Here is a 21,996-nt window from a genome sequence, read left to right on the forward strand (position 1 = left end):
GGAACGATTGAGATAAAAAAATACCCACTAGGTCATTCTAGTCGGTATAAAATATTATTTTTCTACTTTAAAATCAACACTTGTTTTGGCTTTGTAGGTTGGATGAGTTTGTAAAAAGTTAGAAATGAGTTCTGTCATATCCACTGTCACTTCTTTAATAATTTTTGACGCATCAAACATCGCGTAATTTCCTCCACCAACTGCACGGTATTGATTGATAACAATATCCAGTGAGTCATCCATCTGTACAGGCTGATTTTTATAAGTTAGCTCAGTCACTCGTTCACCTACTGGATTGGATACTTTGACTTTATAGCCCACACCACTGTACATATCATAGTTGTAATGCTCTGTTTTTGGGTATAAAAACTTATCACTCACTACAATCTCGCCATTTTCATTAAGGGCAAAATATTCCGCACTTTGCTCTAAAGCATCTTTCAAGTCTTGTCCTGATACAGTCAAGACTGCCAATGTATTTGGATAAATGTAGTTTGTCACTATGTCACGCATCGTCACGTCAGATTTAAATCCTTTACTGTCATTATCAAACAAAGCAGTTCCAGAAATATCCGCACCTGTGGCATCCATCTGCACATCTTGAATAAACTCAATGTAAGGATGTCCATCTGTTCGTACAGTCATTGGATCAGTAATTGTCATGTCACCGTCAATATGTCCAAGTGGTTGATCTAACCAATTCTCGACTGTATCTAAAACTGGTTTAAATGTTGTGACAATATTAGCATCTGCATCATAATCAGCCATTGTCAATAACTCAGCTGTTGAACCAGTTACTGTATTGTCGTCAGATAATGTCAGGGTTATTTTCCCAACATGTTTGGCTTTATCGCCTGGTTGGGTAACGGGGGTTCCTTTAATTTTTTCTGCAATCACTCGGTGTTGGTGACCTGTCACAAACGCATCAATGCCCTCAACTTGTGTCACAATATCATAGCCTTCGTTTTCACCAGTTAAGTTTTCAGTTGGTTCACCAGTTGTTAAATCTTTTTCAAATCCACCATGATAACTCACAATAACCACATCAGCTTGTTCTCTTAGTTTTGGCACATAATGTTTTGCAATTTCAAGCGCTGATAAAAAGGTTAGACCTTTGATGGTTTCAGGTTGCTCCCAATTGGGAATATATGGTGTCGTTAAGCCTAATATGGCAATTTTTAACCCGTTTTTTTCTAAAATCACATAAGCTTGACCAGTCAGTGGGTCATTATTTTCATTTAAAATATTTGCACAAACGATTGGGTAGTTTAGCTGACTCACTGTATCAAGTAAATAGTCTACCCCGTAATTAAACTCATGGTTACCAAGGACACCAACATCATACCCAACGGAATTCATGATGTCAGCGACTTGTTTGCTGTTTTCTTTCTTTGATAGATAGTAACTCATTGGTGAGCCTTGTAGAAAGTCACCATTGTCGTTTAAAACGATTGAGCTATCTTGTTTTTGTTGTTCTTTCTTTATGGCTGTGACAGCTTTAGATAGACCAAATGGTAAATCTTGGTTGATTGCACGAAAATCGGTTGGGTATAAATAACCATGTGTATCACTGGTTGATAAAATAGTTAGTTTATCCATTGACTAATTTTCCTCTCAAATAGTTTGATATCACTTCGACAATTAAGATTAACACAATTAAACCAATTAAGATTGAGCCTACTTGATGCCAACGATATGAATTCATCGCAAAGATAAGTGGTGCACCGATACCACCGGCCCCTACTAAACCAAGAATCGTTGCGTCACGTAAGTTCATGTCAAAACGGTAAATTGTTATTGACGTAAAGTTTGCAATTAACTGCGGAATAATCCCAAAACGAATTTTTTCAAATGTTGTACAGCCAAACGAATCCATTGATTCTAAAATCCCGGTGTCAATTTCCTCAATCACGTCAACATAGAGTTTCGAAACCATCCCTATTGATGTTAAAGACATCGTCATCACACCAGCAAATGGCCCAGGTCCAGTCACACGAATAAACATTAATCCATACACTAACGCAGGAATCGTTCTTATAATGACAACAAAAGCTCTCATAAATAAATAAACAGGTTTTGGCATGATACTTGGTGACATTAAAAAGGCAATTGGAATAGATAAAATCGCGCCAAAAATCGTCCCTAAAAAGGCAATACAAATGGTTTCGAATAATAAGTATGGCACACCTTGTTTGGTACCATTAAATAAAAGATTAGTATCTGGTTGGACAATCCCTTTTAGGATGTTTACAGCAATTTTTCCGCCACCTTCATCCATAGCATTAAAATTTAATGCAGACAATGACCAGATAAATGCCCCAAGTAAGACAGCTAATAAGATCACGTATTGCTTCGTCTTATTTGGTTCTTTGTTTAATTCAGTTAAAATACGTTGATTCATATATGTCTTCCTTTTCTATTGTAATTTTTTACGGAAATACTCACTAATTGTTTCAATAATTCCGACTGTAATAACTAATACCACAAGAATCGTCCCAACGTTTCCGTAATCACGCCATCCTAGTTGTTCGTTAAGTAAAATACCTAACCCACCAGCACCAACATATCCTAAAATTGAGGCATAACGTAAGTTTCCTTCAAAGTTAAATAGCGATGTCGATAAATAAGAGGGTAAAATAGCTGGAATGACACTATAACGAAAGGCTTGTAATCGTGTTAGGCCCATTGATTCTAGCGCTTCAAAAGTCGACATATCAAGTGCTTCAATTTGTTCATACGTTAGTTTTCCCACATAAGAGATGGTAAAAATAAAGATAGCAACCGTTCCGGCCATTGTTCCTAAACCAAAGACAAACGTAGCGATTAACGCAATAACAATTGTCGGTAACGTTCTTAAGAAACTCAAAATAAGTTTGAACAATGAAGACACAAAGCGATTTTTTACAATATTATTAGAAGCCAGTATAGCAAATGGTACAGCCAATAATGCCCCGATGAGTGAACCCAGTAATGACATTTTAATGGTGTCAAATAACGGAGACCAAACTTTATCTAAAAAGTCCATTTTAGGTGGAAACATAGCTTTTAGCATCACAAAAAACTGATCGCCACGAGTGATTAATTGCGTGAAGTTAAACTGTGTCACTTGAATAGAAATATACATAAAAACCAATACCAGTAGCACAATTAACGGAGTATAAGATGCTTTTTGAACGACTTGTTTTCCATTTGGCAAAGTGATCGTTTTTTTACGCATAGTTATTCTCCTTCCTTATTCCCATCATAGACAGTTGATAAGACGTCTTCTGTCACATCTTTTGATGGACCATCATAAACAATTTGTCCTTGTCTAATACCTATTACTCGATCAGCATATTCTAACGCCAAATCTACATGGTGAATATTGATTAATACAGAAATATTTAAGTCTTTGTTGATTCGTTTAAAGTCATCCATCACTGTTTTTGCTGTAACAGGGTCTAGTGCTGCAACTGGTTCATCCGCTAAAATTACCTCTGGATGGCTAGCTAGAGTTCTTGCTAAAGCCACACGTTGTTGCTGTCCACCTGATAGTTGATCCACTCTGACAAACGCTTTATCTAAAATCCCAACATTGTCTAGTGATTCTAATGCAATGACTTTAACGTCTTCTGGGAAAATACCAAACACACGTCTCCACCAAGGAAGTTCGGGTACTGAAGAAATCATCACGTTTTTTAATACAGTTGCACGTGTAATTAAGTTAAATGATTGGAAAATCATTCCTATTTTACGGCGAAACTCTCTTACTTCTTTTCCTTTAATTTTTCCAACGTTCGTGTCATTGACCATTAGCGTCCCACTAGAGACGTCATGCATACGATTGACACAACGAATAAGTGTCGATTTACCTGCTCCTGAAAGACCAATAATGGCAACAAATTCACCTTGTTCAATTTCTAAATTAATATCTTTTAATCCTACATAACCATTTGGATAGACCATTTGGACATTATCAAACTTTATCATCTTAAAACCCCTTCTAAAAACAAACTGCCATCATCAAAAGAGATGATCGCAGTTTGACGTTTCCTTTTGTTATATTTATTTAGCGTCTTGAACTAATTTTTGTGCTTTTCGTTCATTGTCATAGTCTTTAGGATTTGCTTCTACATATCCTTCATGACTGTAGATTCCAATCACTTTTTTACCTTCATCTGTTTTAGCGATGTTGATAAATGATTTTTGTAACGCTTTTTTCAACTCATCTGTCATTGTTTTAGAGTTTTTACTTACTGAGATTGTGTCGTTGTAGATTGCTGGTGTCACACCAATAACGTTTGTTTCATCCCAGATTGATTTGTCACGACCAAATTCTTTTTTCCAGTTTTCTTCGTTATCACGACGAGCATCAGCATAAGTTAATACCACATCCACTTGACCTGAAGCTAGACGAGCAAAGGCACTACCATAAGAATCTGATTGTACGATATTTTTTAAGTCAGTGATTTTTTTGTCATAGTTTTCATTTAACCATAAACTTGGATAGATATATCCAGCTGGAGAAGAAGAACTCATCACGCTCCATGAAAGGTTATTTAAATCGTTCCATGATACTTTTTCACCTTTATTTACTTTATCTGCAACTGCTTGTCCTTTTGAAGATGGACCAGCAATCATCAATGCACGGTAAGAGTCGACTTGTTTGTCAGTTGGCTTAGTTGGTTTATTTTCATTCCAAACTTTTGCGTCATCTGAATCAATTGATAAACCAGCACGCGTCGCTGTTAAGATTGGTTCAGCACCTTCATCATATAATACATATGTTCCACCAGGAATAAATCCGATGTCTAAAGTACCTGAATCTAAAGATTCTCCAACAGCTTCAAAGTTAGTTCCAACAGTGATATCGATTTTTTTAACATCATATCCTTGTTCTTTTAACTCTTTTTGCATTAATTCTTTCAATGGTTCTGTTGCTGAAACAATTTCCTCTGGGTCTCTTGATGGGACAAAACCAACTGATAATGTTTCAATGGTTTTATCATCCTTACCTTTGTTTGATTCACTACCTTTATCCTTAGCAGAATCGCTACTACATGCGCCTAATGTTGCTACCAACGCAACTAGACCTGTATACTTCCAAACTTTCTTAAACAACGACTGTTCCTCCTTTTAATGTGTGTGTACCCACTTCCTTGAATACTCTTAAATTATAGCATTTCATTTTGTAAAAGCAATTACATTTCATGTTTTTTGTCTTAAAAACGAATATTTTACCATCATTTTACACAAAATTTACGGAAAAGGAAGATTAAAAAAACAAGTGCAATATTGCACTTGTTCCTTATTTTCGTAATTCAATTTTGATGCATCGATTCATGATAACGTCACTTATACCATTTTCGTATAGAAGGTCGGCAGCTTCGTCATTTTCTATACCTAATTGAGCCCAAAAAACAGGCGCATTTGATTTTAAGAAATCTTTTGCCACATCAACTAAAGCTGTACTTGGTCTAAACACATCGACAATATCGATTGGTTGGTCAACTGACTCAATCGAAGGATAGACGGTTTCTCCTAAAATTGTTTGACCAACTTTCATTGGATTAACAGGAATAATTTTATAACCTGCTGCCTGCATCACCTCTGCTACTTGATAACTTGTTTTTTCAGGATTGTCACTTAAACCAACCACCGCTATATTTTTCGCATTGGTCAAAATTTCTTTTACTTTTTTATCGCCTAAATCTTTATAAGCCATAATACAGACCCCCTTTAATTTATGTCCTAATTATAACAAAAATTAGTAATTACTTCTCCTAAAGTGCCTATCCTAATTGTTCGCTCCCTTATTTCATGGTAAAATATGACTGACCTTAAGGAGGATACAATGTGAAGACACTATCGTTATTTTTATTAGCTTATTTATTAGGCTCGATTCAATCAGGCGTGTGGATTGGAAAGATTTTTTATCATAAAGACATTAGGGACTTTGGCAGTGGCAATACTGGAACAACCAACACGTTTCGTGTACTAGGAAAACGTGCTGGAACCACTGTATTGTTTATGGATATTTTAAAAGGAACGATTGCGACTAGCTTACCGATGTGGTTTGGTTTATCAATTGACCCATTATGGTTTGGTGTAGCAGCCATACTTGGCCATACGTTTCCCATATTTGGACACTTTAAAGGTGGTAAAGCTGTTGCGACAAGCGCTGGGATGTTGCTGGCTTATTCGCCAACATTTTTTATTTACTCTGCTAGTTTGTTTATCTTATTTTTATTTTTAACGAGTACAGTGAGTTTAGCTAGTATGATTAGTGCAGTAATTATTACTATTTCAACCGTTGTTTTACCGATTTATGCACCATTTATTCTATCAGAACAAAACTGGCTATTAACATCATTAGCTGTTGCCATCACGTTATTTATTATCATTAGACACCGAGATAATATTAAACGAATCAGGACTGGAACAGAAAACAAAATAAATTTTGGGTTACGTAAAACAAAAAACCGTTAGACTCCATGGTTAGTCTAACGGTTTTACATTTTCTATTAAAAATGTAAATTATGCTTCTTTAGTCATAACGTCTTTTCCATCATAATGACCACATGAAGGGCACACATGATGAGATTTTCTCATTTCACCACAGTTGCTACAAGCTGTTAAACCTGGTGCAGACAATTTGTAATGAGTACGACGTCTATTTTTACGAGCTTTTGACGTTTTTCTTTTTGGTACTGCCATTTAGATACACCTCCCTACTAACTTAAATACGTGACAAGTCACATATATTCCAATCTTACTAGTTGTTATCTTCGTTAAAAAACTCAGATAACTTAGCAAGACGAGGATCAATAGTTGCTTGTGTTTCAGCGTCTAATTCTTCGATGATGTCATCTTCTGAAACAACTTGCCAAAAGTCTCCTTTTGGTAATTCTGTTGATTGCTTTTCTTCTTCTGTTAATACTTGTAATGGTAAATTAAGTAAGATAAAGTCTTCAATTGCTTCTGTTAAATCAATTAAATCTTTTTCCAATACGATTATCAAGCTTTTATCATCTTCTGGTACATCTTTCAATGCATCATACTGTCTTAGTGTCATATATTCTTCGTCTATTACTAGATTCAGAGGTAACTCAACAGGTTCTAACGAACGAGATGATGGTACAGTAAGAATGGTTTCAACAGTCATATGAGCGTAATAACCCAGCTCATCAACTTCTAAAAACCCATTCACTTTAATTGGAGAAATATCAATAATAGATGGCTCTCTTTTCTTTAGAGAGGCGCTTAAATCAATGGTTTCAGAGAAATCTAATTGACTTCCACGAAACTTATTTAATTCTGATAATGCCCATTTCATTCTATCACTCCTTAAGCAACAAAAATAATTATACTAGTCTGTAATTCCTTTGTCAATCAGTTTTTGATAACGAGTCATTCTTTAAAAGTCACTATCCTCTCGGCGATTCTCACCTATCATCGTAATTTGTTTAGATAGGTACTTAATACGTTCCATAATACGCTTTGCTTTAAGTGGCTCGTCGTCCCCTTTTTGTGAAAATCGCAAGTGTTCTTCTTCTAATTGTCTCATATCTAAGTTCGAAGAAAAAAACGTTGGTAACTTTTCTTGCATACGATACTGTAAAATAACACCTAACACATCATCTCGTATCCAAGCACTCATAGAGTCGGCTCCAATATCATCAAGCATCAATATAGGTGTTTTTTTAACCGAATCTATTTTAGATGCCACACTGTCATCTTTTATTGATTGTTTCATCTCCACACAAAATGTTGGAAAATGTAAAATGGTACTCTTTACTCCTTTTGTTGCTAAGCCATTAGCAATTGCTCCTAGCAAATACGTTTTACCTACACCAAACGTTCCATATAAATATAAGCCTTGATGGAAATTATCTGGGTCATTAGAGTAGTCATTCATAAATGTGATAGCTTCACTCAATGCTTCTCGTCTTTCGGCAGTGATGTTAAACTGGTCCAATGACGCATCTTTAATATCTTTTGGCATAGAAATGGTGTGTACCCGATTACGGATCGTTTCGTATTCTTTTTTACGAATTAGCTCTTCTGTTGGTACATACGTTACATCAATGAAATGGTAATTTAAAAATAGTTTTGGTTCGTATCCAGGAGCAATCATTGACGCATCATTTGCTAGAAATTTTTCTTTTTCCTTGACAAATTCATATAATTTCGCTGAGCTTTTTAAAATATCTTCATCAGTTAGTTTATCACGATGCTCTTGAATAAACGATTGAACATCGTTATCTTTTTGGACAATATCCATCAATTCAATCAATCTATCATTAATATTTTGGTTTTTTACCGTTCGATTGAGATGTTGATTAATATGCTTCATGATGACTCACCACCTTGATTAAATTGTTTTAGTTGTTGTTCTAACTGCAATAACTCATCTCCTAAGAGAGGGGTTTCTTTACGAGTAGAGGACTCTTTAGCCCATTCTGGCAGAGTTTCAGTTCGAATTGGTTTTTTTGTATAGTTTTTATTATATGACTTTTTAACCTGTTTATTGACTGATTCTTTTTTGTGATTTTTAACTTGTTTCAGTGCCTCAGAAGCCTTAGTAATTTTATGTTGTGCCCAATCATTGGCAATCGTATTCACCATATTTTGATTGATTGATGGATTGTCCAACACGACTAATGAATAGTGAATCAACATATTAATCACTTCATCTGGTAATGGCGATTGCGTTTTTAAATTTTCAATTGTCCATCGCTCATTTTGAGCCACAAATCCATTTTTTTGTTCTTTGATAGCTTTTAAAAAAACAAGCGGTGGAATTTTTTCACAAGAAACGATTACTTCTATTTCAGGCGTTGTAAACCCTTGATGTTTCAAATCATTTTTATGTCTATCAAGCTGTTGCATAGTATATGTAACTGGCTGATTGACTGATTTATTAGGTTGACTTGACTGATTTAACTGATGATATTGTTTATAAATTCGATGTTTAAATGCCTTAACGTCAATTTGATTGGTCACATAGTCTGTACAAAACTTGACATGTTGGCTCATCTCCAACTCATTAATACCATATAACCCATGCACGGTTAAAACAATTGGTTTAAATTCGTTATCTAAGAAATCTTGATCTAATTTTAGTCCAGATATGCTGTCCAAGAAAAACTGCCAATCAAAACTGTCTGTTTCAGGTACTGTTTTTTTAGTGCTTGGTACGTGTTTCATTTCATTACTTGCTGTTGACAAGATGCTATTTTCTTGAACTAATCTTTCTTGAGAAATATGAAACACATCCACATAATTACTTGTGATATTCGTGTAACCATCCAAATCTATTTTTTTAGGTTTAAACAACTCTATCAAGGAATTAAAACGTTCTTCACCAACACGATCAAGAAGCATTAAACATAAAGCATCATCAGATAAAAATACATGAGGCGGTAAAATATTTTCTAAAAAATAAATATAATGATACCCGTCATCTTTTTTACGCACATATGTTTTGACTAAACCGATTGCTTCTAGTTTTACTCTTGCTTCAGATACCTCTTGTAAGCTATAACTCATCATATCCTGCAACGTAAAATGTCGCGTTGGCTCTTTAAACATTGTTGCATTAGTTATCAAATGTTGATACAGCACTAGTGCATTTCCACCAATAATCGGTTGGTACAATAGGTTTAAAACACGCATATCTTCACCATTTAGTAGGCTATAATAATGAACTTCAAAGGTATCTTTAGGCTTTAAATGGGTCTGTGTTTTAGACACCTAATTCACATCACTTTCTATAAATAACATTACTCGTTTTTTTCTTTATCGATTATTTCCTGAAGTTCTTCTAAAAAGACACTCATATCTTTAAATTGACGATAAACACTAGCAAATCTGATGTAAGCAATCTCATCTAAATTAACTAACTCTTCCATCACGTATTCGCCAATTAAATTTGTAGACACTTCATTGTCACCGATGTTTCTGACTCTTGTTTCAACCCGCTCAACCACTTGTTCCATCTGATCCATGGAAACAGGACGCTTTTCAGCTGAGCGCACTAACCCTCTTAATACTTTTTCACGGTTAAATTCTTCACGTGCTCCATTTTTCTTTACTACAAGCAACGGTGAGACTTCTATGCGTTCAAACGTCGTAAAACGAAAACCACACTTTTCGCATTCTCTTCTTCTACGAATCGCACGATTATCATCAGCAGGACGACTATCCACCACTCGTGAACTACTATACTGGCACTTTGGACATTGCATTTGCTTCACCTCTTCTTAAAACTGTCTCAATAGACGAAATAGTAGCACTATTATAACATGTAACACCACTATTGGTATAGATAAACACGTAATTGTTAGGTATTCTCTGATAACTTGCTCATAGCTTGTTTGTCATTTTAAGAATTTCTTTAGAATATTTTGAGTATACTAGTGACTATTTTGCATCTAAATTAATAATTTTTATACACTTGTAAAAAAATTGTGATTTCGTTGCTTTTCTTGTGACAAGTTGTCACTTTAGGTGTAAGATACAATCGTACTAAAATTATAAGTGAGGTGTTTGAAGTGACAGATGCAACAACTACGCAACAAAAAACAATAAAACACAAATGGTGGGCCCTAGCTATTTTAGCATTATCAGTTTCACTTGTTGTTATCGACGGAACCATTGTTAATGTGTCTATACCAGTCATAATGAAGGATTTGAAATTATCATTTACAGATGCTGAGTGGATCATTACTCTTTATTCTTTAATTTTTTCTTCATTATTGATTACTATGGGACGTGTCGCAGATAATTTCGGACGAAAAAAAATGCTGATTATTGGGATTACAGTCTTTTTAATCGGGTCGATTATGGCAAGCTTTTCTAAAAATATTACTTTTATGCTGGCTGCTAGAACCATTCAAGGGATTGGTGGTGCGACCGTTTTACCGACGACACTTTCAGCAGTAAATGCTCTTTTCTTTGGAAAAGATCGAATCGTCGCTTTTGCTGTTTGGGGATCAGTCATCTCTGGAATGGCAGCTATAGGTCCCTTATTAGGTGGATACTTTACAACTTACATGACATGGCATTGGATTTTCTGGATTAATTTACCGATTGGGCTGTTTATTATCCTTGCGTCATTAAAATATTTACCAGAAACATATGGTGAAAAAATGACAAGTGGGTTTGACTTTGTTGGTTTTATTTTATCAACCATTGGTTTAATTTTACTTGTATTTGGTATTATTGAAGGACGTAATTATGGTTGGTGGCATGTTAAAGGCGATCATTCAACATTATTTAACTTATCTATTATTCCTACTTTGTTAGTAGTCGGTGCCTTATTCTTTGCTCTATTCTTAGTTTGGGAATCACACATGATTAAACAAAACAAATCCCATTTACTCGATTTATCATTATTCAAATTCAAAAGCTTTTCTTTAGGAAACACCATTGCTGGAATTGTGGCAATTGGAGAATCGGGGTTACTATTTTTACTCCCACTATTTTTACAAAATATTTTAACACTAAGCCCAATCAAAGCTGGTGGAATTTTAGCCGTTATGGGACTTGGAGCATTTCTAGCCGGCGGGATGGCATCCTTTATAGTTCAGAAAACATCGGCATCATTTGTCGTTTCTCTTGGATTATTTTTAGAGACTCTCGGGTTTTTCGGCTTCTTTAAAACAGTTGACCCAAATAATGGATTAACTTGGATTATTGTTTGGTTAGTTGTCTATGGCATTGGGTTAGGATTTGCCTCTGCACAGTTAACATCAATTGTGTTAAAAGATGTACCGCCTGCACAATCTGGACAAGGATCAAGTATTCAATCTACTGTCCGTCAAATCGGCTCAGCTTTAGGGATTGCGATTATCGGAACTATCTTTGGGTTACAATTACAACATGATATTCCACACACTTTAGACAATGTTGGCTTACCAACACAAGTCCAAAAATCATTGGAATCCAGTGTTATCGGAAGTGCTGGCTCTTCTATTCGTGTATTAAAACAATCAAACCCTGCTGAATTACACTTAACAAAAGATGTCCAAAATAACATTGTGGCAAAACTTGATAATAACTTTACAAACAGTGTTGTCAAAACAATTGGTATTGCATCTATCATTATGTTAATTAGTTTTGTGTTAACATTTGGCTTGTATAAACGCAAAGACAAAGCCACTAAATAATAATAGAACCACCTGAGCATAAAATTCTCAGGTGGTTTTTTTATCTCTCTTGTTCAAGCCAAGTTTGTACTTGTTTTAGGGTGTCATCAATTCGACCACTATTATCTATTACAACATCAGCTAACTTATTCTTCTCTTCAAGAGTCATTTGACTATCGATTCGTTTCATTGCCTCTTGTTTTGTCAACTTGTCACGTTTCATCAAACGAGATAGTTGAATCTCTTTAGGCACATAACACACCATCACTGAATTCACTAACTCTTGGTATCCACCTTCATATAGTAAAGGAATATCAAGCACTATCAGTGGACGTTGTAATTTTTTTAGCTCTGATATTTTATCCAGTATGTTCTGTCTAATAGCACCCGACAAAATAGCATTGAGTCTCTCTCTCTTTTTACTATCTTCAAAAATCATTGACCCTAATTTTTTTCTATTTAGTGTGCCATCAGCTAAAAGAATTGACTGGCCAAAGTCTTGAACAATCTGCTCAAGTCCTTTAGTGCCTGGTTCAACAACTTCTCTAGCGACCAAATCTGCATCAATCACAGGGATATTTTTTGCTTTAAAATAATCACTGATGGTTGATTTTCCAGAAGCAATCCCCCCAGTTAGTCCTAATAAATACGTCATATGATTTCCCCCTAATCATGTACCACTTGACAGACCGGACAAAAATGCGTGCCACGTTGAGCGACTTTTATTTTTTCTATTGTGTGACCACATCGCTTACACGCTTCGCCTTGTTTGCCATAAGCAGACAAATAAACTTGAAAATTCCCAGCATCTCCTAAAGCATTTTTATACGTTCTAATCGTTGTGCCACCGGCTTTAACAGCAGTCGCCAACACATCAATAATCGCCGTATGAAGCGTAGTAATTTCTTTATCGGTTAAATGACTTGCTACTTGTTCTGGATGGATACAAGATTGATACAATGCTTCATCCACATAGATATTTCCTAAACCAGTCACAAGTGTTTGGTCTAATAATAATGGTTTTATTGCACGATGTTTTTTCTTTAATTGTTCTTTAAAAACTGACAAATCAAAATCAGGTAAAACAGGCTCTGGCCCAAGTTTTTTGATTCCTTTATACTCTTCACCCTGGCCTTTTGACTCCAGTGATAGACGACCAAATTTCCTCACATCTAAATACCGTAATTCTGTTCCATCTGTAAATTGAAACCTAACATGCGTATGTTTCTGGATATCGTCAGCTTGATTGTGATACTCGAATTTTCCTTCCATTCGCAAATGGCTAATCATGTCATTATGACTCAGTTTGAAAATTAAAAACTTTCCACGTCGATCAACATCTAAAATGGTTTGACCAACCAACGTATGAATAAAGTCATCTACTTCAGGCGATTCAATAATTCGTCCCCAGTCAACAATGACGTTGCTTATTTCTTTTCCTTTAACAAGTTGAACCAGTCCTTTTCTAACTGTTTCAACTTCTGGTAATTCAGGCATTCGTTCGACCCCTTTAACTTATTTTGCATCATACCATGTATCGCCGTAACTACTATCAGCTCTAAGTGGCACAGATAAATCAACAGCATGATTCATCGTTTCTTCAACTAGTTTTTGTAAGGCTGGAATTTCTTCTTCTGGCGCTTCAAAAACTAACTCATCATGCACTTGTAATAGCATGGTGGCTTGCATGTTTTCTTCTTTAAGACGTTTATTAATTTTAATCATCGCAATCTTCAAGATATCAGCAGCACTTCCTTGAATTGGTGTATTAATCGCTGTTCTTTCAGCAAATGAACGCAAGTTAAAGTTTCTAGCATTGATATCAGGTAAATAACGACGGCGATGATACAACGTTTCAACATAGCCTTTGTCTTTTGCCTCACGAACAATGTCTTCCATGTATTTTTTAACCCCTGGATACATGGCAAAGTATCTATCAATAAATTCTTGTGCTTCTTTTCGAGTAATGCCTAAATTTTGTGATAAACCGTAGTCACTAATCCCATACACAATCCCAAAGTTAACCGCTTTTGCTTGACGTCTCATATTACTATCGACGTCTTCTGCTTTTTCTATGCCAAACACACGCATGGCTGTACTAGAATGGATATCCATCCCTTCGATAAATGCTTCTTTTAAATGCTCATCATCTGAAATCGCTGCTAACACACGTAATTCAATTTGAGAATAATCAGATGCAAATAATTTCCAACCTGTTTTTCGTGGAACAAAGGCTTGACGAATTTTACGGCCTTCTTCTAATCGGATTGGAATATTTTGTAAGTTAGGGTCCACAGAACTTAACCGCCCAGTTTGTGTTAATGTTTGGATGTATCTAGTATGGATTTTATTGTCTTCAAAAATAACTTTCAGTAAACCTTCCACATATGTTGACTGGATTTTTGCTAATTGACGATAAGATAAAATACTATCTATAATAGGTGACTCACCTTGTAATTTTTCTAACACGTCAACAGCGGTTGAATACCCTGTTTTTGTTTTTTTAATAACAGGCAGTCCCATTTTTTCAAACAAAATCACACCTAATTGTTTTGGTGAATTGATATTAAATTCTTCGCCAGCTAGGTTATAGATTGTTTGTTCAATTTCGCTAAGTCGCTCAGCAAATTCACCTTTCATTTCTTGTAAACGACTCGCATTTACCGTAATGCCCTCAATCTCCATATCAGCTAAAATAAGTGCAATTGGTAGTTCAATATCATAAAATAAATCAGATTGATTTTTGTCGTCTAAATCGGTCATGATTGTCTCGTAAAGTGAGTCAATCGCCACCACTTTTCTTGCTAAATGCTCATAAAACACCTCAGAAGATTCTGGTAAACCTTTTTTTGCTCCTTTTCCGTAGATAACTTCATCACGATCGACATCATAATAATCATAGAAATGAGCGATTTGTGCTAAATCTTCACTGTTATTTGTCGAATCAGCTAAGTACGCTGCTAATAGCATATCAAATTTGATATCATTTAATTTAACGCCATAACGATTTAGTGCCACATATTGTCTTTTGGCATCAAATACTTTTTTCGTTTTATTATCATCTTCAAGCCACTGACCCATTAAAGGATGAGAGAGTAATTCAATATCATCGGACACATAAACTTTTTCTTTATTTCCAAAAGCAAAGCCCACGATTGGAGAAGTATGATAATTTTCACCTAGCATTTCGACATGTAAGGACATATCAGATTGAAACATCTCCTCAGTCAACTCAGTTATCACGTCATAATGAATCGCCACTTTTTCGACTAAATCACTTTCAACATTACTAGTATCTAGTTTTGCAAGAAATGAATTGAAATCCATTTCTTTATAAAAAGGAATCAACTTTTCTAAATCTTTTCCATTATAAGCTAAATCATCAAGTGTCATGTCTAATGGTACATTTGTGTCAATCGTGGCTAATTTTTTACTTAAGAAAGCAATATCTTTTTCATTGATAAGATTTTCTTTCATTTTACTTTTTTTCATCTCATCAATGTGGTCATAAACGCCTTCCACTGAGCCATACTCTTTGAGCAACTTAATCGCAGTTTTCTCACCAATTTTTGTTACACCTGGGATATTATCTGATTGATCACCAGCAAGACCTTTCATGTCGACGATTTGAGATGGTGTTAACCCGTATTTTTCTAAAATATGTTCAGGTGTGTAGCTCTCAATTTCACTGACCCCTTTAACAGTAACATCTACTTTTGTATGCTCACTTGCTAATTGAGTTAAATCTTTGTCTCCAGATAAAACCACAACATCAACATCATTTGATGCATATTTCGTTGCAAGTGTTCCGATGATGTCATCTGCCTCATAGTTATCTAATTCAAAGTGTTTCATTCCAAGCCCTTCAATTAAATCTCTTAAATATGGCATCTGTTCTTTAAATTCACTTGGGGTTTTAGCTCGTCCTGCTTTATACTCATCATAAAAGGCATGTCTAAAAGTTGTTTTTCCAGCGTCAAAAGCAACCAATACATGTGTTGGTTCTTCTTTTGCTAAGATATTTTCTAACATATTGTTAACCGCATATAATGCGTTTGTATGTAACCCATTGTTGTTTTTAAAACGTTCTAATGATTGATAGAGTGCATAGAATCCTCTAAATGCAATACTATTTCCATCGACTAATAATAATTTTTTCTTCGCCATCGTGACACTCCATTTCTATTCTTCTACTAACTATTCTATCAAATTTTAAGAGTGATTGCGAAAGTTAAAAACGCTAGGAGGTATTCTTTTCCTAGTTGCAAATTACTTTTTCATAATTATCTTATTTGCGATAATAGTTTCGTTATATCATGATTAGAGGTCATGTACTGATTCAGAAATGGCTTTGTATCCTCTCTCTCCTGTTCTAATTCTAATCACTTCTTCAATTGGAGAGATAAATATTTTACCAGTCCCAATTTCATCAGATTGACATATTCTCATAATAAGATCCACAATATAATCAACATCTTTTTCAGTTACAATAAAACTAACTGATACTTTTGGTATAAGATTTGTAATGACTTCATTTCCTCTCACATGATTCACTTGCCCTTTTTGTAATCCCACGCCCAATACTTGTACAACTGTCATGCCTTTTATTTCAACATCTGAATCAATAGCCATTTGAATTTCCGATAATTTTTCTTGTTTGATAATTGCTTCTACTTTTTTCATAAAGTCCTCCTAAGAATCCATTCCCATAAATGTTGGATATGCCGTTTCTTCATGTTCTCCAATATCCATACCAATTAGTTCTTGTTGATCTGTTGTACGTATGGGCATAAATAATTTGATTACACTAATAATAATAAAACTTAAAACACCTGCATAAATAATCGTAAATACAATAGACTCTATCTGCGCGATAAATAAATCAACTCCACCGTAAATCAATCCTGTTTTACCACCAATTTCGGGATCGGCAAGCACTCCTGTCAAAACACCCCCAACAATCCCACCAAGTCCATGACACCCAAAAGCATCAAGTGCATCATCAATTTTAATTTTTCTTTTAATAACTGCAATAAAGAAATAGCAAATGGGACTGCAAACCAATCCAATTAGCATACTAGAAAATAAAGATACAAAACCTGCACCAGGAGTTATTCCTACTAAACCAATGACTGCTCCCGTACATGCTCCAACAATGGTCGGTTTTCCATTTAAGTATTTTTCGACTAACATCCAAGAAAGCATTCCTGATGCTGCTGAAATGTGAGTTGTTAATGCAGCATGAATCGCTAAACTTCCTGCTGTTAATGATGAACCTGCATTAAAGCCAAACCAACCAAACCATAATAGTCCAGTTCCTAACACAACGAAAGGGATATTATGTGGTCTGTAATTTTGAAGATGAAACTCTCTTCTTTTTCCGATAACCATTGACAATACTAAACCAGAAATCCCTGAGCTAACATGAACAACATTTCCACCAGCAAAATCAATGGAACCAATTTGTTCAAGGAACCCTTTACCCCAAACCATATGGGCTAATGGTGCATAAACTAAGATTAACCAAAAAGGAATAAATAAAAAAATGGCAGAAAATTTTATTCTACCAACCACAGATCCTGTCATAATTCCAGTTGCAATCAACGCAAACATCATTTGAAAAAGTGCAAATAATCCTTCTGGTATTCCATTTCCTTCTTCCAAAGATACGCCATTTAGAAATAAATGTTGAAAATTGCCAAAAAACATTCCTTCTCCCCCGAAAGACAATGAATAGCCAAGAGAAATCCAAATAATTGACCCAATTCCTGTCGTACAAAAAACCATCATCATAGTATTTATAATGTTCTTTCTTCTCTCTAATCCCCCGTAGAAAAAGGCTAATGCGGGTGTCATCAAAAATACCATCGATGAACACATTAGTATAAACACAATATCCACTTTCATTTACATCACCTCTCATTTTTTTTAATAAATTTTTTATTATTTTATAATAGTGAAAGTATGATTGCAAATAATTTGATAATTTCAATTTTTTTCAAAAAAAAAAGCAAATGATTTCTCACTTGCTTCATTAGTTCATTTATCAATAAAAAAAGAAATAACTAGTATAAACACAATCGGCACAACCATAAAAGCGACCGCTTTCCAGTTTGCAAAATTAATCGTCATACCAATTCCCATTCGTTTTTCTACCCAAAAAGATGGATCCTCTCTATTAAAGTAAAACATGCCCCACTTCCAATACTTATCATCATCGTAACTTGGTGGTGTAACGTTTTCTTGATGTAATCTGGCACCACTTTGTCCATAGATAACCATCAATCCTATAATCGCTAAAAGCATTAACCCTATAATGATCATCAAAATTTTAGACATTGTTTTTTCTGATAGAAATGGCACCACACTTGTCATTTGAATAACGAATATCGTAATTTGGACTAATACAGCAATCACAGCACCCATATAAGATGATATTTTTCTAAAAGATTGACTCCATCTAACTGATTGTTTATCCATTACACGTTGTTTTCCACGCTTATAAGATTCATTTGTGACACTTAAAATAAATGCTAAGACTAACTGAATAATAGGTGCAGAATAAATATTAAACCATGTTTTATCTACTATAGTTGTTGGATTACCTTGAAAGTCCCATTGCATAATAATTTTATCCGGGATAATTGCTTGGTTTTTAATTGTTATAATTATTTCAAATGCGATAATAATGAATTGAATTGCAACTAAAATCCACGTTGGAAATATCGACATGTTTTCACGAAATGACAAATCCAGTGACATTTTTTTATTGGGCTTGTACCCTTCAGAAATTATCTTATCTTTATAACGAAGCATTCGACGATTACACACAAAGTAACTCATAATGCCATAAAGAAGCTGACATGAAATAAATACAATTATTAACATACTTAAGGTTTCATCTGTTACTGAAAATACTCCATCAAACATCACCGATAATATAATAAATAGCAAAGCTACAAGCATATTTTGTAAAAAGTAGGTCTTCTTTAACTTCGCTACGTGCCCACTTTTTTGGGGCATTGTGACACCAAAAACAATGCCACGTTGAGCGATATATGGTGTCATCGCCATGCTAAAGCCTAAAAATAATAATAATACACTCATCATCCAAATCATTTTATTCACGTCCTTTTATTTCAATTAAGCGTTTTTCCATCATATCTGCAATATCAATGTCAAAAATTAGACTATCCACCAACAACTCATCTAACTTTTGCTGAATAGATTGTTTATTCTCAATACTTGTATTAATTTTCTCTGTTTCAGCCACTTTAAATCCTTTTTTTTCTTGAACTAACACCCCTTCATCAACCAATAATTTATAAGCTTTATTAATCGTATGCAAATTGACACCAATATCACCTGCTAACGACCTAACACTTGGCATAGACTGCCCCTTCTCTACGTCTCCTCGAACAATCGCTCGCTTTATTTGAAACATCAATTGACTGTATATCGGGGCAAGACTTTCTGTATCAATCTCTATCATTATTCTCACCTCTTTGTTATATATAGACTATAACAATAATTGTTATATGTCAACTATAACAAAATATCATTCCTTTTTTTACTTGCAAAAAAAAACACTCCTAAAGTCAGATAAAATTTCCAACTTAAAGAGTGCTTTAGATTACTATTATATTTTAAGTGTTTCATAAAACTGTTAATTGTCTATCTTATTTAATTTTAAAATCGATTTTTGATCCATCAAAATATTTTACTTTAAAATCAAATTTCTTGACGTTTTGATCAGCATTTAATTTAGTTAACACATGGTTTTTAATGTCATTTTTTGACATCGTACGAACGTCTACGCCATCAAATATGTCAACGGCGATAGCTTCTGCTTTATCACCTTTAACTTTTGTAAGTGTCGCTTCATTTTCAAATTCAGCTTTTACTCGTCCATCTTTTTTGACATCAACATCTAACTCAATGTCTTTATTTTTCGCTCGATACTCAACTTCGATTTCGATTTCTTTAATATTTTTATCTAATGTACCATTTGATGGCACATCAATCTCTGGTGTTTCGGTTTCTGGCGCTCCAGTTTCTGGTGTTTCTACTTCTGGTGTTTCTACTTCTGGTGTTTCTACTTCTGGTGTTTCTACTTCTGGTGTTTCTACTTCTGGTGTTTCACCTTTTACAACTTCTGATCCGATGTTAACTCTTTCGAACCATCCAGTATTCATGTAAACCACTTTAAATTCTAGATTATCGTTATTTACCATATCTTTTAAAATCCCTTGAGCTTGGCGTGAACTTAAAGACACACGTTGGGCAATTTTAGTGGCTTGAGACCCATTATAGCCTAAAGCTGTCCATGCATCTGTTTTAGATAAATAATCATACATTTTTTGAACATTAAACGCTGATAATTTCACGTTAGTAGCATCTTCTAAGTCTGCTTTCGTAAAAGTAATCACTGATTTTCTAGCTGTTTGAGAAACAACTGTTTTAGCATCTACATCCTGAGTATTAACAACTAAGGCAGATCCTCCCAATGAAATAGTTAGTAATGATAGTGTCGCAACTTTTGTAAATTTCTTTTTAAACATTTATAACTCCTCCTAAAAATTTTATGTATTATCCTTACACCACTACTATATTATAAACAGTACTATTTGTCAAATAATTTTTAAAATTTTTTTCAAAATAAAAAAGAAGCCCTAAAAATGGACTTCTTAAACGTGATTAATCTCTACCAAAAATTCTTACTAAAGCTAAGAACAAGTTGACAATATCAAGATATAAACTTAAAGCACAATATACTGCCAATCCTGATGCGGTTTTTGCCCCGCTTTCTTGGTAAATTAATTTGATTTTTTGGTTATCATATGCAATCAATCCTGAAAAGATGACGACCATTGAATATGAAATAAAGTAATCAACTGGCGCGCTTTTTAGGAAAAAGATGTTGATTAACGTTGCAATAATCACACCAATAACTAAACTATATAATGCATGACCCATCGCACTTAAATCTTTTTTGATAAACACACCTAGTAGAGACATCCCAACAAACATAATTGCTGTTGTGACAAATGCTCTGACAATGGCTTGTTGATTGTACATAGCAAGTGTCACTGATATCGTCACACCCGTCAAAGCTGAGTAGGCAATAAATCCAATAAGCGATTTTGCTGAGTCGTTAAATGCATTTTTCCCAAGATAGACGACTAGTACAAGTTGGGCAATCCACATTCCCCAAAAGAGTAACGGATTTCCAAAAATTACGGGTAAAACTGATTCGGCAAACACATTTAGTACTAAAAACGATATTAACGCACTAATACCTAAGCCTACACCTAAGTACCCATAAACTTTACTATAAAACTTGGCTAAACCTGTTGTATTTTCAACTGTTTGATGTTGTTGATTCATTGACATCTCTCACTTTCTCTTTTGTATTTAGTTCGACAATAACCACCGAATTTAGAATTCGCTCGTCATCATAATCGTAAGCTTTAACAGAAAGAGTCATTGTACGTTTTAGCTCATCTATATTAATGATTTCAAAGTGAAATGTTAATGTTTCACCGTGATACACATTTCTAAGTAAGTTAAACGTGACGTTTACAATATTCCACCCAGGTCCTGGCAAGTGCTTTGACACATTACTTGAAATAATGCCCATCAGCATTATACTTGGAACAATTGGTGCATCATTGATAGTTTCTTCGGCAAATTCTGTTTGAATAAATAACGGATTTGCATCTTTTGTTAAGCCCAGATATAGAAGGATCTGACTGTCTTCCAATGTTTCTGTAATACTTAATATTTCTCCTTCTTTAAATTCAGATATCAATTTAATTTTGTGTTTTGACGAATCGATGATTACCTCTCCCTTCTGCTTTATCTT

The 21,996-nt window shown here is 34.6% G+C and carries 23 protein-coding genes; 2 read left to right on the forward strand and 21 right to left on the reverse strand.

The annotated features are described in order from the left end of the window. Positions 1 to 54: 54 nt before the first annotated feature. From JNUCC83_RS04270 to JNUCC83_RS04295, 6 genes are all read right to left on the reverse strand, one after another. A complete protein-coding gene (locus tag JNUCC83_RS04270) occupies positions 55 to 1,599 on the reverse strand; it encodes a bifunctional metallophosphatase/5'-nucleotidase (protein ID WP_454460986.1) in 1,545 nt (514 codons plus the stop codon). After that, positions 1,592 to 2,401 (reverse strand): phosphonate ABC transporter, permease protein PhnE, encoded by an 810-nt coding sequence (phnE, locus tag JNUCC83_RS04275; protein WP_454460987.1) that lies wholly within the window; start codon positions 2,399 to 2,401, stop codon positions 1,592 to 1,594. Before phnE (JNUCC83_RS04275) ends, JNUCC83_RS04270 begins: the two co-directional genes overlap by 8 nt. 15 nt (positions 2,402 to 2,416) lie before the next feature. Beyond that, a complete protein-coding gene (gene phnE / locus JNUCC83_RS04280; protein WP_454460988.1) occupies positions 2,417 to 3,217 on the reverse strand; it encodes a phosphonate ABC transporter, permease protein PhnE in 801 nt (266 codons plus the stop codon). Between the two features lie 2 nt (positions 3,218 to 3,219). After that, positions 3,220 to 3,969 carry a phosphonate ABC transporter ATP-binding protein gene (phnC, locus tag JNUCC83_RS04285; RefSeq protein WP_454460989.1) on the reverse strand — a complete coding sequence of 250 codons (750 nt, stop codon included), beginning with the start codon at positions 3,967 to 3,969 and terminating at the stop codon, positions 3,220 to 3,222. Between the two features lie 75 nt (positions 3,970 to 4,044). After that, on the reverse strand, positions 4,045 to 5,100 hold the full coding sequence (locus tag JNUCC83_RS04290) for a phosphate/phosphite/phosphonate ABC transporter substrate-binding protein (protein ID WP_454460990.1): 1,056 nt from the start codon (positions 5,098 to 5,100) through the stop codon (positions 4,045 to 4,047). 187 nt (positions 5,101 to 5,287) lie between these two features. Beyond that, positions 5,288 to 5,704, reverse strand: a complete 417-nt coding sequence (locus JNUCC83_RS04295; RefSeq protein WP_454460991.1) for a CoA-binding protein — start codon at positions 5,702 to 5,704, stop codon at positions 5,288 to 5,290. Between the two features lie 131 nt (positions 5,705 to 5,835). Here JNUCC83_RS04295 and plsY point away from each other — a divergent pair, with 131 nt between their 5' ends. Beyond that, a complete protein-coding gene (gene plsY / locus JNUCC83_RS04300) occupies positions 5,836 to 6,468 on the forward strand; it encodes a glycerol-3-phosphate 1-O-acyltransferase PlsY (RefSeq protein WP_454460992.1) in 633 nt (210 codons plus the stop codon). Positions 6,469 to 6,516: 48 nt separating this feature from the next. Here plsY and rpmF read toward each other — a convergent pair whose 3' ends face one another. The 5 genes from rpmF to nrdR all read right to left on the reverse strand — a co-directional run bounded on the left by rpmF (position 6,517) and on the right by nrdR (position 10,229). Further along, complete coding sequence (gene rpmF, locus JNUCC83_RS04305; RefSeq protein ID WP_071456833.1) at positions 6,517 to 6,696, reverse strand: 50S ribosomal protein L32; 180 nt, start codon at positions 6,694 to 6,696, stop codon at positions 6,517 to 6,519. Positions 6,697 to 6,754: 58 nt separating this feature from the next. Next, positions 6,755 to 7,315, reverse strand: coding sequence for a YceD family protein (locus tag JNUCC83_RS04310; protein WP_454460993.1), 561 nt, complete (start codon positions 7,313 to 7,315; stop codon positions 6,755 to 6,757). A gap of 81 nt (positions 7,316 to 7,396) precedes the next feature. Further along, the gene (dnaI, locus tag JNUCC83_RS04315; protein WP_454460994.1) at positions 7,397 to 8,335 is read right to left on the reverse strand and encodes a primosomal protein DnaI; all 939 of its coding nucleotides are present in this window, start codon (positions 8,333 to 8,335) and stop codon (positions 7,397 to 7,399) included. Continuing rightward, positions 8,332 to 9,735 (reverse strand): replication initiation and membrane attachment family protein, encoded by a 1,404-nt coding sequence (locus JNUCC83_RS04320; protein WP_454460995.1) that lies wholly within the window; start codon positions 9,733 to 9,735, stop codon positions 8,332 to 8,334. Before JNUCC83_RS04320 ends, dnaI begins: the two co-directional genes overlap by 4 nt. Before the next feature lie 29 nt (positions 9,736 to 9,764). Continuing rightward, a complete protein-coding gene (gene nrdR, locus JNUCC83_RS04325; RefSeq protein WP_454460996.1) occupies positions 9,765 to 10,229 on the reverse strand; it encodes a transcriptional regulator NrdR in 465 nt (154 codons plus the stop codon). Between the two features lie 306 nt (positions 10,230 to 10,535). Between nrdR and JNUCC83_RS04330 the strand changes: the two genes are divergently transcribed. Then, the gene (locus JNUCC83_RS04330; protein ID WP_454460997.1) at positions 10,536 to 12,152 is read left to right on the forward strand and encodes an MFS transporter; all 1,617 of its coding nucleotides are present in this window, start codon (positions 10,536 to 10,538) and stop codon (positions 12,150 to 12,152) included. A gap of 40 nt (positions 12,153 to 12,192) precedes the next feature. On the opposite strand, the gene coaE is transcribed toward JNUCC83_RS04330, so the two are convergent. From coaE to JNUCC83_RS04380, 10 genes are all read right to left on the reverse strand, one after another. Beyond that, positions 12,193 to 12,786 carry a dephospho-CoA kinase gene (coaE, locus tag JNUCC83_RS04335; RefSeq protein WP_454460998.1) on the reverse strand — a complete coding sequence of 198 codons (594 nt, stop codon included), beginning with the start codon at positions 12,784 to 12,786 and terminating at the stop codon, positions 12,193 to 12,195. Positions 12,787 to 12,797: 11 nt separating this feature from the next. Next, positions 12,798 to 13,628 carry a DNA-formamidopyrimidine glycosylase gene (mutM, locus tag JNUCC83_RS04340; RefSeq protein ID WP_454460999.1) on the reverse strand — a complete coding sequence of 277 codons (831 nt, stop codon included), beginning with the start codon at positions 13,626 to 13,628 and terminating at the stop codon, positions 12,798 to 12,800. 18 nt (positions 13,629 to 13,646) lie between these two features. Then, the gene (gene polA / locus JNUCC83_RS04345) at positions 13,647 to 16,298 is read right to left on the reverse strand and encodes a DNA polymerase I (RefSeq protein WP_454461000.1); all 2,652 of its coding nucleotides are present in this window, start codon (positions 16,296 to 16,298) and stop codon (positions 13,647 to 13,649) included. A 153-nt stretch (positions 16,299 to 16,451) separates the two neighbouring features. Then, a complete protein-coding gene (locus JNUCC83_RS04350; protein WP_454461001.1) occupies positions 16,452 to 16,814 on the reverse strand; it encodes a P-II family nitrogen regulator in 363 nt (120 codons plus the stop codon). 9 nt (positions 16,815 to 16,823) lie between these two features. Then, positions 16,824 to 18,038 carry an ammonium transporter gene (locus JNUCC83_RS04355; RefSeq protein ID WP_454461002.1) on the reverse strand — a complete coding sequence of 405 codons (1,215 nt, stop codon included), beginning with the start codon at positions 18,036 to 18,038 and terminating at the stop codon, positions 16,824 to 16,826. Between the two features lie 132 nt (positions 18,039 to 18,170). Continuing rightward, entirely contained in the window at positions 18,171 to 19,250 is a 1,080-nt protein-coding gene (locus JNUCC83_RS04360) for a DUF1648 domain-containing protein (protein WP_454461003.1), read from the reverse strand. 1 nt (position 19,251) lies between these two features. Further along, positions 19,252 to 19,623 carry a GntR family transcriptional regulator gene (locus tag JNUCC83_RS04365; protein ID WP_454461004.1) on the reverse strand — a complete coding sequence of 124 codons (372 nt, stop codon included), beginning with the start codon at positions 19,621 to 19,623 and terminating at the stop codon, positions 19,252 to 19,254. Between the two features lie 187 nt (positions 19,624 to 19,810). Next, a complete protein-coding gene (locus JNUCC83_RS04370) occupies positions 19,811 to 20,692 on the reverse strand; it encodes a YusW family protein (RefSeq protein WP_454461005.1) in 882 nt (293 codons plus the stop codon). Positions 20,693 to 20,828: 136 nt separating this feature from the next. Beyond that, on the reverse strand, positions 20,829 to 21,524 hold the full coding sequence (locus tag JNUCC83_RS04375) for a Bax inhibitor-1/YccA family protein (RefSeq protein ID WP_454461006.1): 696 nt from the start codon (positions 21,522 to 21,524) through the stop codon (positions 20,829 to 20,831). Further along, entirely contained in the window at positions 21,493 to 21,948 is a 456-nt protein-coding gene (locus tag JNUCC83_RS04380) for a MaoC family dehydratase (protein ID WP_454461326.1), read from the reverse strand. Before JNUCC83_RS04380 ends, JNUCC83_RS04375 begins: the two co-directional genes overlap by 32 nt. Between the last annotated feature and the right edge of the window lie 48 nt (positions 21,949 to 21,996).

The sequence above is a fragment of the Vagococcus sp. JNUCC 83 genome (genome assembly GCF_053667615.1).